Below are 15,531 nucleotides of genomic sequence, written 5' to 3' on the forward strand. Positions count from 1 at the left end.
ATGGGAGAAATCTGGCCGGGCTCAATGAGCGGAGTGCCCTGGACGACGAAAAAAATCAAGGATGCCGTCCGGCATCTCCGAAACCGCGCTACTGTGTCATTTCTTGCCGGAGTCGATACGTTGGACGATTTGGTTAGGCTGGATAATGAATTGTTTTCCCGGCGTCCGGATTTGATCTTATCGGTAAGCCATAGCGATGCCAAAAGTCGCTATTCGGAGGAATTGCTGACGGCGCTTTCCTGCCTCGGGCATGTATCGGCCCTCCAGCTCGCCATAAACCATTCGCAGGATTTGGGTAAACTTTCCTCATTGGAACGCATGGATTTTTTGGTGATAAGCTCCAAAAAGGAACTATCTCTGGATTTTATCCGCTCTTTCAAACGATTGCGCTACCTCAGATTGTCCGGGAAATTTAACTCTTTGTCGCCGATCTCGGACTGCTTCTCGTTGGAGTCGCTCGTATTGAACTGCGCCATCGCCGAGCTTGACTTCGTTGCGTCCCTGCCATCGATTCAATATTTGTTCATCGACAGCTGCACGTTGGAAGAGGGTTCTTTAGCGGCCCTTGAGGGTTCACCGTTGTCAATACTGACCTTGTCCTCCGTTCGCAACCTGACCAGCCTGGACGAGCTGAGCTTGCTGACCAATCTGCAATTTCTTCATATCGCTCAGCCAAAAGCGCAACGGCTTTTTGATTTTTCCAAGCTTGAACGGTTGCGCCAACTGGAACTGGGTTACATGAAAGGGTTGAAAGAAATCGACCTCTTGTGGACGGCGAGCCATCTGGAATATGTGGAGTTGAAGGAAATCAACCCAGGTATAAAAGCAGAAGCTTTCCAGAGGCTGACCGAGATGGTCACTTTGCGACAAGTCGATTTTCGCTTTATGGACTTCAATAAAGGCCGCATTGCTGCTCTTCAGAAGATGATGATAGAAGCGGGCAGAGGAGATGTGCTGATCGAAAACATTCCCGCAAGCGGGCAAATCCACTCGTTGGCCATACAGCATGCGGCCAAACATTTATTGTAAATTACCCCGCTTCGGGGATGCCGGGATGTTTCACGGCCGAGGCAATTGGAGGCAAACGTATGAATTTTCACCCCACGGTTTTTGAAAATATAAAGGTTGCGCTGGAGAACGAACTGTATGATATGGACAATCTGGACGGACTGGTGACCGTTTCGGGACGGAGCGATCGGCGAAGAACAGATGGAGGATATTCCCGAACTGCTGCAGCATATGGCGCAAACCTTGAGAGAGCTGGGGGAGCTGCTGTAAATGGGTTATTCCCATGGTGGGATTGTTGTGATATAGTACGATGGATAACTGAAAAAGAAAATCCGGCATGTCTATATAAGTTGAACAAAAAAATTTCCTTTTGTTCAACTTATATAATTGCATTTGCACAAGAGTAATGCGTTGCCGGGAGAGGTTCGCGAACTCCCTCTATAAAAAACTAAACGAAACGGTTGTCCGTTATGGCGTTTTTTGAAAAAACGTCTAGGGGGCAACGTCGTTTTTGTGTTCGGCGCTTATCGGTTCATTTGAACCGATAAGCGCCGATTTCTTTTGGAGAAAGGCAGAGGGAAACTCCCTATGCCAGGTTTTGCGAACGCTTCGTCTTTTAAGAAAACGAGAGGAGCGGGTAACAGATGAGGAACGAAAAAGCGGTTGTTGTATTTAGCGGCGGACAGGATAGCACAACATGTCTGTTCTGGGCGATGAAAACATTCGGAGAGGTAGAAGCCGTCACCTTCAATTACGGACAGCGGCATGCCCTGGAGCTGGATTGCGCGGCTGAAATTGCCGCCGAGCTTGGAATCCGCCATCACGTGCTGGATATGGGGCTGCTGAATCAGTTGGCGCCGAACGCGCTAACAAGAAACGATATTGATATCAAGCAGGAGGAAGGCGAATTACCTTCCACTTTTGTTGATGGACGCAATTTGCTCTTTTTGACCTTTGCGGCCGTATTGGCTAAAGGCATTGGCGCTCGCCATATTGTAACCGGCGTCTGCGAGACGGATTTTAGCGGTTATCCGGATTGCCGCGATGTATTTATCAAGTCGCTTAATGTGACGTTGAACTTATCGATGGACTACAGCTTTGTTATTGATACGCCGCTGATGTGGCTGAATAAAGCGCAAACCTGGGGACTGGCTGATGAGCTGGGCGCATTCCAGTTTGTGCGTGAACGTACGTTGACCTGCTATAACGGCGTCAAGGCGGATGGCTGCGGTGAATGTCCGGCCTGTCATTTGCGCCGGAGAGGTCTGGAGGATTATTTGGAGAGCAAGGCGCTTTTGGGGGAGACACTCTGATGATGCGGCCTGCGAACCTTTATCACGATGATGCGCCCGCTGACAGGGAAGCTGCCGTTCATAAGAGGCCGAACGCTGGCGAGGGCTCTGCATTGACGGTGGATGACAATGGGCGGCAGACAAACTCCTCCGGAGGACGCCGCATCCCCGTTATGGAGATATTTGGGCCGACCGTGCAAGGAGAAGGCATGGTTATCGGACGTAAAACGATGTTTGTCCGCACTGCCGGCTGCGATTATCAATGCAGCTGGTGCGACTCAGCTTTTACATGGGACGGGACGGGCAAGGACGAAATTGTGCCAATGAGCGCAATCGACATATTCAATAAGCTGAAAGCCGTAGGCCGCGGCCGTTTTGACCATGTCACCCTATCAGGCGGCAATCCCGCCTTGCTTCCGCAGCTGGATTCCTTGATCCATCTGCTTCATGCGGAAGGCATCAAGGTTGCGCTGGAGACCCAGGGAAGCCGGTGGCAGCCATGGTTTTCCGATATCGACGAGTTGACGTTGTCGCCCAAACCGCCAAGCTCCGGCATGGTTACCGATTTGGGGAAGCTTGACGATATCATGGAGTCATTGTCCGAAGCCGGAAGCATTTTTTGCCTGAAGGTTGTTGTGTTTGATGAAGCCGACCTGGCGTATGCCGCATCCATTCATAGCCGCTATCCCGGCGTTCCTTTTTATTTGCAGGCCGGGAACGGGAATTTGCTTGAAACCGATCCTGGAGCCATGCTGCCTTATTTGGTGGAGCGATATGAATGGCTGGTCGGGCTGGTCATGGAGGATAAGGGACTTCGCGGCGTACACGTGCTGCCGCAGCTTCATACATGGGTGTGGGGCAATAAAAAAGGCGTTTAGCCAAAAGCGGGGATGAATTCAATGAGTGAAACGAGAGCAAATAATGAAAAAGGAAGAGACGGCAAGGAACTGGATGGCCTGACGCTTCTGGGCAATCAGGGGACGGCCTACACCTTCAGCTATGCGCCGGAGGTGCTGGAGCATTTTGTCAACAAGCATCAGGGCCGCGATTATTTCGTCAAATTCAATTGTCCCGAATTCACAAGCCTTTGTCCGATTACGGGTCAACCGGATTTTGCGACCATCTACATTTCTTATATTCCGGATGTGCGCATGGTGGAGAGCAAATCGCTGAAGCTTTATTTGTTCAGCTTCCGCAATCACGGGGATTTCCACGAGGACTGCATGAACATCATTATGAACGACCTCATTAAGCTGATGGACCCGCATTATATCGAGGTATGGGGCAAATTTACGCCGCGCGGCGGCATTTCGATTGATCCTTATTGCAACTGGGGGCGTCCCGGAACGAAATATGAAGCCATGGCGGAGCATCGTTTGCTGAATCATGATTTGTACCCCGAAAAGGTCGACAACCGGTAAAACAACAGGAAGATTATGGCGTCTGTTGTTGTAAAACCCGAATAATTGAATCAATGAATATCTGCGTGAAAAAGATTATACCGCAGCATTTTGAAGAGGGGCTGTCCAAAAAGTCAAACGCTCTAACGGACACGGAAGTCCGTTAGACGCGTAAAACGCAGATTTTGAAATGCTAACGGACATCCTTGTCCGTTAGAGCCCCAAAATGGGTAATTATTGGATAATTTTCACTGTAACGGACATCAATGTCCGTTACAAACGCAAAAAGCTAAAAAATAAGCGCTAACGGACACGGATGTCCATTAGCGTTTTTAATTGAATCAGATACGCGGATCGGCTTTTTGGACAGCCCCTTTTTCTTATGTCAATTTTAATTTTGAAAATGAAAATATCTGTTGTGAATCTGCGAAAGGGTATAGTATAGTATTAATTAACCTTACGGTATAAATAATTATTGAGGGGAGCAATTGCGGTGGTCGGTAAAAGAGTTGCGGTTATCGGAGCCGGGCCGGGAGGACTTGCGGCGGGAATGCTTTTATCATCGCAAGGCTACAAGGTTACCGTTTATGAAAAACAAGACGTTGTGGGCGGCAGAACATCCCGCTTTCAACTGGGAGATTATCAATTCGACCGCGGCGCAACGTTTCTGATGATGCCTTGGCTGCTTGAGGAATTATTCCATGCGGCGGGCCGTGAGCTGCATGATTATGTAAAAATGGTTGAGCTTGACCCTATGTACCGTCTGCAGTTCGGAGACATTTCCTTTGAAGCCACGCGTGACCGTGAAAAGATGGTGGCGGAGATCGAGCAGCATTTTCCCGGCAACGGAGAAGGGTATTTGCGTTTTTTGCGTGAGGAAGGCGAGAAGTTCAAGGTCGTCAAACCGCTGTTGCAGCGGCCCTTCAGCAAAATAAGCGATTTGTTCTCTGCCGATGTGTTTGCCGCTTTGCCCAAGCTTCATGCTACGGACACTGTTTACAACAGGCTTTCGCGGTATTTCAATGATGAGCGGCTAATCAGCGCTTTTACCTTTCAGGCTAAATATTTGGGCATGTCGCCCTGGAACTGCCCTGGCACGTTTACGATATTGTCGTATCTGGAGCATCAATACGGCTTGTTCCATCCCATTGGCGGAGTAAACCGGATTTGCCAGGCGATGGCGGATATTATCGGCGAGTTCGGAGGCGAAATTGCTTTGAAAACCGGCGTTGACAAGGTGCTTTCGCAAGGCGGGAAAGCCATTGGCGTGCAACTGGAAAACGGCGAGAAGGTTCATGCGGACCACGTCGTCATCAACGCAGATTTCGCAACGGCGATGAGCCGTTTGTTCCAGCCGGGACAGCTTAAAAAATATTCGCCGGTGAAGCTTGCCGCCAAAAAATATTCCTGTTCCGCTTTTATGCTGTATCTGGGCTTAAACCGGGAAATCGATATGCCTCATCACACCATTTTGTTTGCAAAGGATTATCGCCGCAATGCGGATGAGCTGACCCGCAGCAAGGTGCTGTCCAAAGATGCTTCCATTTATGTTCATAATCCGTCCGTTAACGACCCTACATTGGCTCCTCCGGGCAAAACGGCGCTTTACGTGCTTATGCCGGTGCCTAATTTGACGGGCGGCACTGACTGGCTGCAGGAGCAGGAGGCGGTCAAGGAGTTCGTGATCGACCGGCTGGAGCAAGAGCCGGGCATCGGCAAGCTTAGGGATTCCATAGAGGTGTGTCAAAGCCTTACCCCGCTGGATTGGCGGGACAGCCACGATGTTTATCAAGGGGCCACCTTTAATCTGGCCCATTCCCTGGATCAGATGCTTCTGCTGCGGCCTCATAACCGGTTTCAGGAAATGGCCAATTGCTGGCTTGTCGGAGGGGGCACCCATCCCGGAAGCGGCCTGCCTACCATCTTTGAATCCGCGCGAATTAGCGCCAGGCTTATTCTGGAACAGGATCAGGGCAAAAAAAGCTCAGCCGCAGCGCATATCTAATCTACTGACAATCATTATTTGAACTTATAGTCAAGGCATAGGAGGTGGCGGACATGCCACGGATTTTGATTGCGGGTGGCGGCATCGGGGGGATGGTGACCGCCCTGCTTCTGAGCAAGCAAGGCGCCGATGTGGGGCTTTTTGAAAAAAAAGACCGGTTGGGCGGCCGGCTTGCGTTTCAGGAAGGAGACGGCTTCCGGATCGACCAGGGTCCAACCATAGTGCTGCTGCCGGAAATGCTGCTTGGCATTCTGGAGGAAGCCGGTATCCCCCGCTCAGCCATACCGCTTCAGGAATGCTCGCCTATGCATGTTTTTCATTATGATGATGGAACGAAGCTGACGAAATGGCGGGACAGAGATAAGCAGCTGGAGGAGCTGGAGCGGCTCTCTCCGGGAAGCTCGAAGGATTTCCTCCGGTATATGGACCATATGAGAGACGGCTTCAAGCTTGGCAAGGCAGCGTTTCTGGATCGTCCTTTTTTGCGAAAAAGCCATTTTTTTACCGTATCCAATTTGAAGCTATTGGCCAGGCTGCGCGCTTACAGAAGCGCCAGATCGCTTGCGGCCTCGTTCTTTAAGGACGAACGCCTTATAGACGCTTTTTCCCTGCAGACGTTATATATCGGGGGAGCGCCGTTCCAGGCTCCGGGACTTTATACGCTGCTCCCCTATGCGGAGCATGATTACGGCGTCTGGTATGTTAAAGGCGGTTATGCCTCCCTTGTTCCGCTGCTGGAGAAGGAGCTGAGGTCGCGGGGAGTGGATATTCACACCGGCACGGAAGTAGAGAGCCTGCTGCTGGAGAACGGCTCTTGCAAGGGGCTGATTGCGGACAGCAAGGAGTATCGAAGCGACGCCGTGGTTTATAACGGCGATATGCCCCACAGGCTTCCTCATCTATCCGGAAACGGGTCGATTGTCGAAGCAGAGAAACGGAGCGGCAAATATGTGCCGTCGTCCGGCTGTGTGCTGGTGTATGCCGGAACGGATAAGGTATGGAACGACTCGGCACCTCATCAATTTTTCCTGCCGCCATCGCTTCATGATAGCTTGCAAGACATTTTTGTCAAAAAGAAACTAACCCAGCAACCGTCCTTTTATGTGTTTAATCCTGCGGCAATGGACGCGGAGGCTGCCCCTCCGGGCCAAAGCGTGTTGTATTTTTTAATTCCTTGTCCTCCCGAACCCTATGTCAATTGGGAAGAGGAGACGGAAGCTCTGGTAGAGCATGTATTGGACGAAGCCGAACGGAGGGGATTTCCCGGCCTGAAGGAATCGATCGTTTGGAAAAGCGTGCGAACGCCCCGGGAAGCCAGCCGGGATGGTTTATTCCTGGGGGGAAGCTTTGGGCTCGCCCCGCTGCTTCAGCAATCCGCGGCTTTCCGGCCGCAGTTCAAGCACAATAAAATAAATGGCCTTTATGCCGTTGGGGCATCCATTCATCCCGGCGGAGGCATTCCCATTGTTATGCAAGGAGCAAGGCTGCTTGCCCATCATCTTTACGAGGAGGTTTTCTAAATGAATGTTCAAGACAATCTGGCTCAATGCGAAGCCATGATCGCCAAAGGTTCAACGAGTTTTTACCATGCATTCCGCCTGTTGGACAGTCCCAGAAGAGAAGCCGTGTTTGTCATATACGCCTTCTGCCGCCTCATCGACGATGCCATCGACGAGAAGCAGCCGGTTTTTACAATTGAAGAGCTGGAGCAAGGTTTTGATGACCTGGAACATACGGAAGGACATTTTATATGGGACTCGCTGCGCTGGCTGTTCAGCCATTTCAAGCTTAGCAAAGAGCCGTTTTTCCGTCAGATGGAGGGACAACGCAGAGATTTGGTATTAACCCATTATGAGACGATGGAGCAGTTGGAAGGTTATTGTTATCTGGTGGCGGGAACGGTAGGCGAAATGCTGCTGCCGGTTCTGCATGACGCGCCGGGCGAAGCCGTAACGAAATCGGGCATTTATTTGGGCAAGGCAATGCAGATCGTTAATATCATTCGGGATGTAGGCGAGGACCGTGATCGGGGACGCCGGTATTTGCCGTTGGAATGGATGAAGCGCCACGGCTATACGGAAGAGCAGTTTAACCGGGGAGAGGTTAACGAGGCGTTTCGTCATCTCATCGACGAGCTGGCGGAGCTATCCAAGTCATGGTTTCGGATCGGCATGGAGAATATCGGAAGTTACCCTGTGCAAAGCGCCATCGCGGTAGAATTGGCAGCTGGCTATTATAGTGCCATTTTGAACAAAGTGAGGGACAACCGCTATGAAGTGTTTACGAAACGCTCCATTGTGGGGTCATTGGAAAAAGGGGTCATTTATGCCACGGTTAAACGGAAATACGGCAAGCCGCGCCAAAACGGGACGGAAACCGCGGTGAGCTGAGCATGGGCAAACTTTTTGTATTTTGGTACGTTGTTGGCCTATTGTTGATGCTCACGGTTGGCGTGCCGGACTGGCTGGCTTTTTCTAACGGTTTGTTTCTTGTGTTTTTTGCATGCTGCGCGCTGGACGTGGAACGGCTTCTGGGAGAAAAAGTGGTTATCCGCTGGGGCCGAGCCTTCGCAGCGGGGCTGCTTACGTTCTCCGTGGAATGGCTTGGCGTTGCGACCGGCTGGCCTTTTGGCACTTATCATTATTCGTCCGTACTTGGTTTTTCGTTAGGCGGGGTTCCTCTGACCATTGCGTTTGCCTGGGCAGGCGTCATCGTAACCGCGGTTTTGCTGAGTGATTCAGGCAGCAAGTGGCTCCGGGCGTTCTGGGTGGGTTTGTGCACGGTTATATTCGACCTGGTGCTGGACCCCGTTGCCTATGCCCGCAGTTTCTGGTCTTGGGAGGGTGACGGGGGATATTACGGCATTCCGTTCAGCAACTTCGCAAGCTGGTTTCTGATTTCGTTTGCGTTGTCGTTTCTGTTTCCGATTCGGGCAGTACCGGTTCCGGTACGACGGAAAGCGGTCACCCTGTCGCAGATGATGCTTATGATGTTTGGGTTGCTCGGAATTCGGGAGGAGCAATACCTTCCCATCTTGATTGCCGTTGCGGCTTCCGCCTTGCTGGAAGGGGGGCTGCGCTATAAAATCGCGAAACGAACACCGCCTTTTTAGAGCTGTTTTCGACCGGTATAACGAGCACTATTTGCTGCGGCGGCATTTTCGGGCCTTTTCAATACGGGTTGGCCCTCTGCGGGATGAACTGCAAGGCCCCGTCTTGTTTATCGTCAATCACAGCTCATGGTGGGACGGCCTTCTTTTGCGGCATGCCGCCAAGACCGTATCCGGCAAACCGACTAACCTCATGATGGACAACATTCAGCTGGACAAATACCGTTTTTTCCGCAAGCTGGGAGCCTATCCCGTTGATCGCAGCAGTAAACGCGGCATCTTGGCCGCATTGGAGCATACCGTCTCGCTGCTGCGGCAAGACGGGCATGTCTGGCTTTTTCCCCAGGGCAAAATAACCCATCAGGAGGAGCGGCCGCTTGTTTTCGGAGGCGGAGCCGGTTATGTGCTTCGCAAATGCCCGCAAGCAGCCCTTGTTCCCGTCACTATTCATTACAGCACATGCGGGCAAAAGCCCGAAGTATCCATGTGGTTTGGCGGAGCCGTCCGCAACAGCTGGGATGAATGGAAGCGAAAAGAGATAACCGATTTGCTGCAAGGCATGTTGGAAACCCAGCTAAACCGGCACAAAGACATGGCCATTGAAGCGGGCGAAGCCGGGATGGCGAATAATGAATGGTTTGAGTCCCTGTTTCTCCGGCGAAGTTCCACGAGCGACCGATTTGACGACTGGAGGGAGAAGCTGCGGCAATGGAAACGTTATTGGGATGTTTAGCGGCTGTGCTGGGGTTTCAATGGTTATATGTACTGTGGAATTTGAATCAAATGCCGCAATTGACAACGCCCTCTTCGGGCCAAGCCGAAGGGGGCAAAGCTATGTCTGCCTCCCGGCGGCGGACCACTGACGGGAGCGCAAGTCTGTCGGTGTTGATTCCCGCACGGAATGAAGAAGGGAAGATTGGCCGTTGCATTCAGTCCGTGTTGGCGCAGGATTGGCCCAGTCTTGAACTGCTAGTGCTGGATGATCGTTCCGAGGACGATACGAGGGCGGAGGCATTAGAGGCCATCCGCTCTGCCGGACATCGGGATGGCTTAACGGCGCGGGTGCTTGATGGCGCGCCGCTGCCGCCAGGCATAACGGGGAAATCTCATGCCTGCATGCAGCTGGCACGTGTTGCTTCGGGGCAATGGCTGCTGTTTCTTGACAGCGATGCGGAGTTAGGCAACGACGCTTTGGCTGCGGCGATGGCAATGGCGCAGCAGCAGGGCGCGGGATTGATTACGGGTTTCCCAAGGCAAGTGACGGGGAGTTGGCTGGAGCGTCTGGTAGTGCCGTTAATGTCCTTTGTTATCGCCTGTCATTTGCCAATACCTATGGTGCGAAAATCACCCAATCCGGCATTTGTCGCCGCTCATGGCGCATTTATGCTGGTTCACTCCGCCTCGTATGAAGCATGCGGCGGCCATGCCGCGTTGGGGAAACATCTGCTTGACGATATGGAGCTTGCGCGCAGAATCAAGTCATCCGGCAATCCCATGACGTTGGCTAATCTATGCAATCATGTCTCGATGCGTATGTATAACGACGCCGGAGGGGTTTGGAACGGCTACCGGAAAAACCTGTTTCCGGGATTGGGCCGGAGTCATCCCCTTCTCTTATTTATTATGATCTATTACAGTCTGCTGTATATTCTTCCCCCGCTGGCGCTGGCTGGCGCGGTTGCCGGGCTGCTGCCGGGTTCGTCGTTGCTGCCCGCGGCGCTCTGCTGTTTGCTGGGGATGTTGATAAAGCTTACGATCGACCGGCATCATCGCCGGCCGCTTCAAGACGCCCTATTGATTGCGCCGGGAATTGCCGCGTTGCTTGCGATCGCTGCCGCTTCTTGGCATGGGTCCGTAACGGGCAAAGGTTATAGTTGGAAGGGAAGGCGGTATCTATGAAAAAAGCAATTGTCATCGGCGCGGGTTTAGGCGGTTTGGCCGCTGCGATCAAATTGGCTCATGCCGGCTGCAAAGTGACTGTTCTGGAACAGCAAGCTACGGTGGGGGGCAAGCTTCAACGGCTTCAACGAGACGGTTATCTATTTGACAGGGGACCAAGCACTATTACGATGCGCCATATTTTTGACTCCCTGTTCCGGTCAGTCGGAAGATCGCTGGAGGATTACGTTACTCTATACCGGCTTGATTCCGGTTCAAGAAATCTATTTTGCGACGGTTCCATAGTGGATGCCTACTCCGACCCCAAGGCGATGGAAGACCAGCTGGCTGTATTCAGCCCCCGCGATGCCGCCAATTATCGCAGCTTTATGGAAGAATCGGCATCGTTGTACCGGCTTGCGGAAGAACAGTTTCTTAACAACCTGCTGATAGGCTGGAGCGACAAGCTTCGGCCGGGACTGGTAAAAGGTTTTCTTAAAGCGCGGCCCTTCACCTCGCTTAACGGCTTGCTTCGCCGTTATTTTTCCCATCCCCACACGCTTGCCATGTTTGGCAGGTATGCGACTTATGTCGGCTCCGACCCTGCTAAGGCTCCCGCCATCTTTGGCATGCTGGCCCATGTCGAGCTTGAACTGGGCGTCTATGCCGCAAAAGGCGGCAATTATAAAATCGCCGAGGCGTTTGGCAAGCTCGCCAAAGAGCTTGGCGCCGAAATTCGTTTGTCGGAGAGAGTGCACAGCATCGCGGTAAAAGGGGGCAAAGTGACGGGGGTTTGCACCAGCAATGGAGATTATGACGCTGATCTGGTCGTGGCGGGCGGCGACGTATTGTCCATTCATCAGGAGCTGCTCGCTGCCGCAAACCGTCCTTCCATGAGCGATGCCCGTATAGAAGGGTATGAACCTTCCCTGTCCGGTTTTGCCATGATGGCCGGTGTCCGTCGGACGTTCAGCGGACTTCGTCATCACACAGTTTTTTATCCCCCCTTGTATGGAGATGAGTTTGCGGATATTTTCGGCCGATTGACGGCTCCGTCCGATCCGGCGATTTATATTTGCCACTCCGGTTATTCAGAACCGGGCATGGCGCCTCCCGGGAGCAGCAATTTGTTTATTTTGGCCAATGCCCCGTATTTGTCGGAACGATGGAACTGGGAGGAGCGGGGGGAGGAGTATGCGTCCTTTTTGCTGAGCAAGCTGGAAGAGAGAGGGCTGGGCGGGCTGACCGCCAGCACGGAGTTTGCCGAAACGTACAGCCCGAGGGATTTGCAGGCTGGTACTTCCGCGTATAGGGGAGCCATCTACGGCATTTCCTCCAATACGCCGCGCCAAACCTTTAACCGTCCTTCCAACAGGGGCGACGCGGAAGGCCTTTGGTTTGTGGGCGGGACAACCCATCCCGGGGGAGGCACGCCAATGGTTACGCTCTCCGGCATGCTTGTGGCGGACCGGATTTTAAAGAGCGGCAATCATTCCATTTGACAAATTCCGCTTCTGTTCTTAGAGTGTATAGTAATCGTTTTGTGCGGAAAAAAGCTCCAATGACATGACGGAACCTGTAGGAGATCAGATATGAAGACGGCAATGGTGACGGGCTATCGGGCACATGAACTGGGTATTTTCAGCCAAAAGCATAAAGGCATTCCCTATATCCGGAAAGCCATCGAGAACAAGCTTGTTCCATTGCTGGAGGACGGGCTGGAGTGGGTCATAACGCCTGGACAATACGGCGTTGATCTCTGGGCCTGCGAAGCGGCCATTGGTTTAAAGGATCGTTATCCGGGGCTAAAGGTTTCGGTAATAACGGCGTTTGCCAATCAGGAGGAGGACTGGAAAGAAGACAAGCAGTCCTACTACCGGAATTTGTTGGCGAAGGTCGATTATTATGCCCCGGTAAGCAAAGCGCCTTACGAGGGGCCTTGGCAATTTCAAGCGAGGGATGAGCTTTTGCTTCGAAAAAGCGACGGCCTTATTCTCGTTTACGATGAGGACGCGGCAGCGGGGAGCCCGCGGTTTCTAAAGGAAAAAGCCCGAAAGCGTTCGGAACGTGACGGCTATCCCATCATCACGGTAACATCGGAGGATATCCAAAGCATTGCCGATGAAGAGCGCGCAGTTGAAGACTTCCAGGATGGGCATTTTTAACATTGACAGTTTTGAAGATTGCTTGCTATAATTCTGAAAACCATTAATTCCGATTTAGTTAATGGGAATTATTTTCAGGAGGTCATACATAATGAGAGCACGGAAAGGTTTAAGCGGTAAATGGCTGATTGCGCTTTTTGGTGCGGCGGCATTGCTGCTGGCCCAGCCAACATCCCATGTTGGAGCCGCGACGGCATCGGTGGCTTCCGCCTATCACGCGCAAGAAATTAGCGCAGGGGAATACGGACAATTTCTGCAGGAAAAATACGGCGTAAAGCTGCCTGCAAAACCCACCAAAGGCGACTTTATTGAAGCCGCGGCAGCTATTCTGGGCTACGAGGGCGCTGCCGGCAGCGCCGAGTTCAGCGATCTGAAAGCTGGCGACAAGTTGTATGGTCCTGCGTCCGCGCTATTTGAAAGCGGCGTGCTGAAGGGGCCCTCGGTAGGCGGAGACCAGCCTCTCACCAATGCAGTGGCGGTATCGATTGCGCTTCGCGCAGCGGATTTGAAGGAGCTTGCTTACACCTATCCGGCCGACAAGGTGGAGCGTTCGCTTGCTCCGCTTGGCATTACGGGCAAAGGCTTGGGCACCCATGTAGCTCAGGAATTGGCCGCAGCCGTTGATACCGGTTTGCTTCCGGCTTCGGAATATGCCGACTTTAATGCCAAAGGCGCGGTTGACGGCGATCTCGCCAATGTGCTGCTGGGCAAAGTGCTGGAAAGCAAAGGATTGTACAAACAATATATCGGATATGTCTATGACGCGGATATCGTGACAAAGCTTCACGCCGCTTATGCGACTTCCGATATTATCGATGCTCCCAAGCTGCAAGCCTTGGTTAACGAAGCGCTGGAGCAGGAGCTCATTACCGGATACAATTTAAAGGATACCCGTTTTGATTCTCATTTTATCGACTCCTTGAAGCTGACATACGGGCATTCCAACTTGAAGCATGCCGTTCAGCTCATCGGTTTGCTTCGCAGCGAAGGCCTGAACGCCAAAGTTCAATTCGAGCCTAAAACATCGGCCTACCTGCATCTGCAGGAGTGGGGCGATCCGGGTCCAAACGTCGTTCAGATCGAAAACGGCAATTTTATCGCTTATGCGAAGGAATACGATCTGGTGTTTGAATTCGCCAATGTCAAAGACAAGGCGAAGTTCCAGGATGTCATTTTTGCCTATGCCAAAAAGAATGAAGCCGACCAGACCGGCCTGATTGCAGGCTCCTGGTGGCAGCCGCTCTATTTCTCGCCAACAGAAATCGACGGCTATGAAATCATTACCAACAACCTGATTACTGATCCAGACAGCCCTTATACCGTACATCCTTTTTCCTTGAATGAAAACTCCGAAAAAGTAATTGAAGGATTTAAAGCGATCGACCCCGATGCGGTTATTACGCCCTACCAGTTCTGGGTAGACGTGCCGTTCTTTAATTATTTGCACGGAGAAGCGCTGTAAGTTTTGGCACTCCCTAAAGAAATCGCCCACTTTAACGGTGGCGATTTCTTTTTTTTTGTGCCCCGTTAGCTTCAGGAGCGGATTTTGCTAGATTTCAGCGTATTTCACTTTGGACATAGACAAGTTGACGGACAACCTTGAAACGCCTCGCATATAGTATGGAGTAAAGTTATTAGTGAGAAGAGGTGGCGGCGATGTCGCTTGTATGGGTTTGCTCCATGATTGGAATGTTGGGTTCTTTGGTAACGTTTGCTTTTGGACATTGGACTGAATCGCTCACACTGCTTTTGGTGACAATGGGAGTGGACTACATCACGGGTGTTTCCGCTTCTCTGAAGGAAGGCAGGGGCCTTAACAGCGCGTTTGGTTCCTGGGGACTGGCAAAAAAAGGGCTGACTTTGCTTGTCGTTCTTCTCGCGCATCGAATCGACATTTTGCTTGAAACGGAAAATGTAACGATGGCGGCCGCAGTCTATTTTTATATTGCCAATGAATTAATTTCGATTACGGAAAATTATGGACGGATGGGCTTTCCTTTGCCCGAGAGAGTCAAAAAAATGATTGAAGTGCTTAAAAACAAATAATCCCCTATTGGCAGTTGCGTTGAGCGCTGCCTTTCCGTTATAATGGGAACAAATGTTCTTATATCGGAGAACGCAGCATTACTTTTGATGCTGACTGTAATGGAGGGATGGCAATGGGCGCAAATGCAGCAATTAACGGAGCCGTCGTCAACCGGGAGAAAAAATCATGGACGACCCCTGTTCAAAGCATGGAAGAACTGCAGCTGGTGCAGCGCTATATGATTCTGGGCATTCTGATCTCGGCTCTTGAGCATGATATCGGGATTATGTCCAGGTCGGAGGCCAAATTCCGAAACTCATATATCTCGTTTTTAAGAGGGGTGCAGGACCGCGTGCTTTTGGACAAGGCGGGCCTCGGCTTGAGATTTCGGGCCCGGGGCATATCCGTTCACGAGGAGAAACGGGGACAGGATGGTTTAATAGGCGCCTATCTGTGCCGGGGATATCAGCATCGTTTTACGATGTTGTGGGGGGCCGTGCGCAAGGAATGCGACGAAATCATAAAAAACTATTGCCAGGCAAGTTCATAAAATGTTCATAGTTTTGTCAAAAGTGTGAAAAAAGTTTCCTCTTTACAAAGTTTATTATTGAGATCGACAGACTACCTTTGTAATATAAGAAGTAGATA

Annotated in this window: 16 protein-coding genes and 1 riboswitch; all 16 genes read left to right on the top strand. The window is 51.6% G+C overall.

Annotation, left to right across the window (positions count from 1 at the left end):
- The 16 genes from ACX93W_RS00515 to ACX93W_RS00590 all read left to right on the top strand — a co-directional run bounded on the left by ACX93W_RS00515 (position 1) and on the right by ACX93W_RS00590 (position 15,433).
- Entirely contained in the window at positions 1 to 1,029 is a 1,029-nt protein-coding gene (locus ACX93W_RS00515; protein ID WP_459390371.1) for a leucine-rich repeat domain-containing protein, read from the top strand.
- A gap of 59 nt (positions 1,030 to 1,088) precedes the next feature.
- Positions 1,089 to 1,415 carry a hypothetical protein gene (locus ACX93W_RS00520; protein ID WP_459390372.1) on the top strand — a complete coding sequence of 109 codons (327 nt, stop codon included), beginning with the start codon at positions 1,089 to 1,091 and terminating at the stop codon, positions 1,413 to 1,415.
- Positions 1,416 to 1,422: 7 nt separating this feature from the next.
- A riboswitch (PreQ1 riboswitch) is annotated at positions 1,423 to 1,466 on the top strand.
- 186 nt (positions 1,467 to 1,652) lie between these two features.
- A complete protein-coding gene (gene queC / locus ACX93W_RS00525) occupies positions 1,653 to 2,321 on the top strand; it encodes a 7-cyano-7-deazaguanine synthase QueC (RefSeq protein ID WP_459390373.1) in 669 nt (222 codons plus the stop codon).
- Between the two features lie 152 nt (positions 2,322 to 2,473).
- Positions 2,474 to 3,178 (top strand): 7-carboxy-7-deazaguanine synthase QueE, encoded by a 705-nt coding sequence (queE, locus tag ACX93W_RS00530; protein ID WP_459391971.1) that lies wholly within the window; start codon positions 2,474 to 2,476, stop codon positions 3,176 to 3,178.
- 21 nt (positions 3,179 to 3,199) lie between these two features.
- Positions 3,200 to 3,721: a preQ(1) synthase gene (gene queF / locus ACX93W_RS00535; RefSeq protein ID WP_459390374.1), complete on the top strand. Its 522-nt coding sequence runs from the start codon at positions 3,200 to 3,202 to the stop codon at positions 3,719 to 3,721.
- A gap of 472 nt (positions 3,722 to 4,193) precedes the next feature.
- Entirely contained in the window at positions 4,194 to 5,705 is a 1,512-nt protein-coding gene (locus ACX93W_RS00540; RefSeq protein WP_459390375.1) for a phytoene desaturase family protein, read from the top strand.
- 53 nt (positions 5,706 to 5,758) lie between these two features.
- Entirely contained in the window at positions 5,759 to 7,225 is a 1,467-nt protein-coding gene (locus ACX93W_RS00545; RefSeq protein ID WP_459390376.1) for a phytoene desaturase family protein, read from the top strand.
- Positions 7,226 to 8,095 carry a phytoene/squalene synthase family protein gene (locus ACX93W_RS00550; RefSeq protein WP_459390377.1) on the top strand — a complete coding sequence of 290 codons (870 nt, stop codon included), beginning with the start codon at positions 7,226 to 7,228 and terminating at the stop codon, positions 8,093 to 8,095. It begins immediately after the preceding gene.
- 2 nt (positions 8,096 to 8,097) lie between these two features.
- Positions 8,098 to 8,817, top strand: a complete 720-nt coding sequence (locus ACX93W_RS00555; protein WP_459390378.1) for a carotenoid biosynthesis protein — start codon at positions 8,098 to 8,100, stop codon at positions 8,815 to 8,817.
- A 31-nt stretch (positions 8,818 to 8,848) separates the two neighbouring features.
- Positions 8,849 to 9,547 (top strand): lysophospholipid acyltransferase family protein, encoded by a 699-nt coding sequence (locus ACX93W_RS00560; RefSeq protein WP_459390379.1) that lies wholly within the window; start codon positions 8,849 to 8,851, stop codon positions 9,545 to 9,547.
- Positions 9,523 to 10,713, top strand: coding sequence for a glycosyltransferase family 2 protein (locus tag ACX93W_RS00565; RefSeq protein ID WP_459390380.1), 1,191 nt, complete (start codon positions 9,523 to 9,525; stop codon positions 10,711 to 10,713). The genes ACX93W_RS00560 and ACX93W_RS00565 overlap by 25 nt, the downstream gene beginning before the upstream one ends.
- A complete protein-coding gene (locus ACX93W_RS00570; RefSeq protein ID WP_459390381.1) occupies positions 10,710 to 12,194 on the top strand; it encodes a phytoene desaturase family protein in 1,485 nt (494 codons plus the stop codon). The genes ACX93W_RS00565 and ACX93W_RS00570 overlap by 4 nt, the downstream gene beginning before the upstream one ends.
- A 90-nt stretch (positions 12,195 to 12,284) precedes the next feature.
- Entirely contained in the window at positions 12,285 to 12,857 is a 573-nt protein-coding gene (locus ACX93W_RS00575) for an SLOG family protein (RefSeq protein ID WP_459390382.1), read from the top strand.
- Positions 12,858 to 12,948: 91 nt separating this feature from the next.
- Complete coding sequence (locus tag ACX93W_RS00580) at positions 12,949 to 14,319, top strand: hypothetical protein (RefSeq protein ID WP_459390383.1); 1,371 nt, start codon at positions 12,949 to 12,951, stop codon at positions 14,317 to 14,319.
- Positions 14,320 to 14,513: 194 nt separating this feature from the next.
- On the top strand, positions 14,514 to 14,903 hold the full coding sequence (locus ACX93W_RS00585) for a phage holin family protein (RefSeq protein ID WP_459390384.1): 390 nt from the start codon (positions 14,514 to 14,516) through the stop codon (positions 14,901 to 14,903).
- 113 nt (positions 14,904 to 15,016) lie between these two features.
- Positions 15,017 to 15,433: a hypothetical protein gene (locus ACX93W_RS00590; protein WP_459390385.1), complete on the top strand. Its 417-nt coding sequence runs from the start codon at positions 15,017 to 15,019 to the stop codon at positions 15,431 to 15,433.
- Positions 15,434 to 15,531 lie beyond the last annotated feature (98 nt).

The sequence above is a fragment of the Paenibacillus sp. CAU 1782 genome (assembly GCF_054551715.1).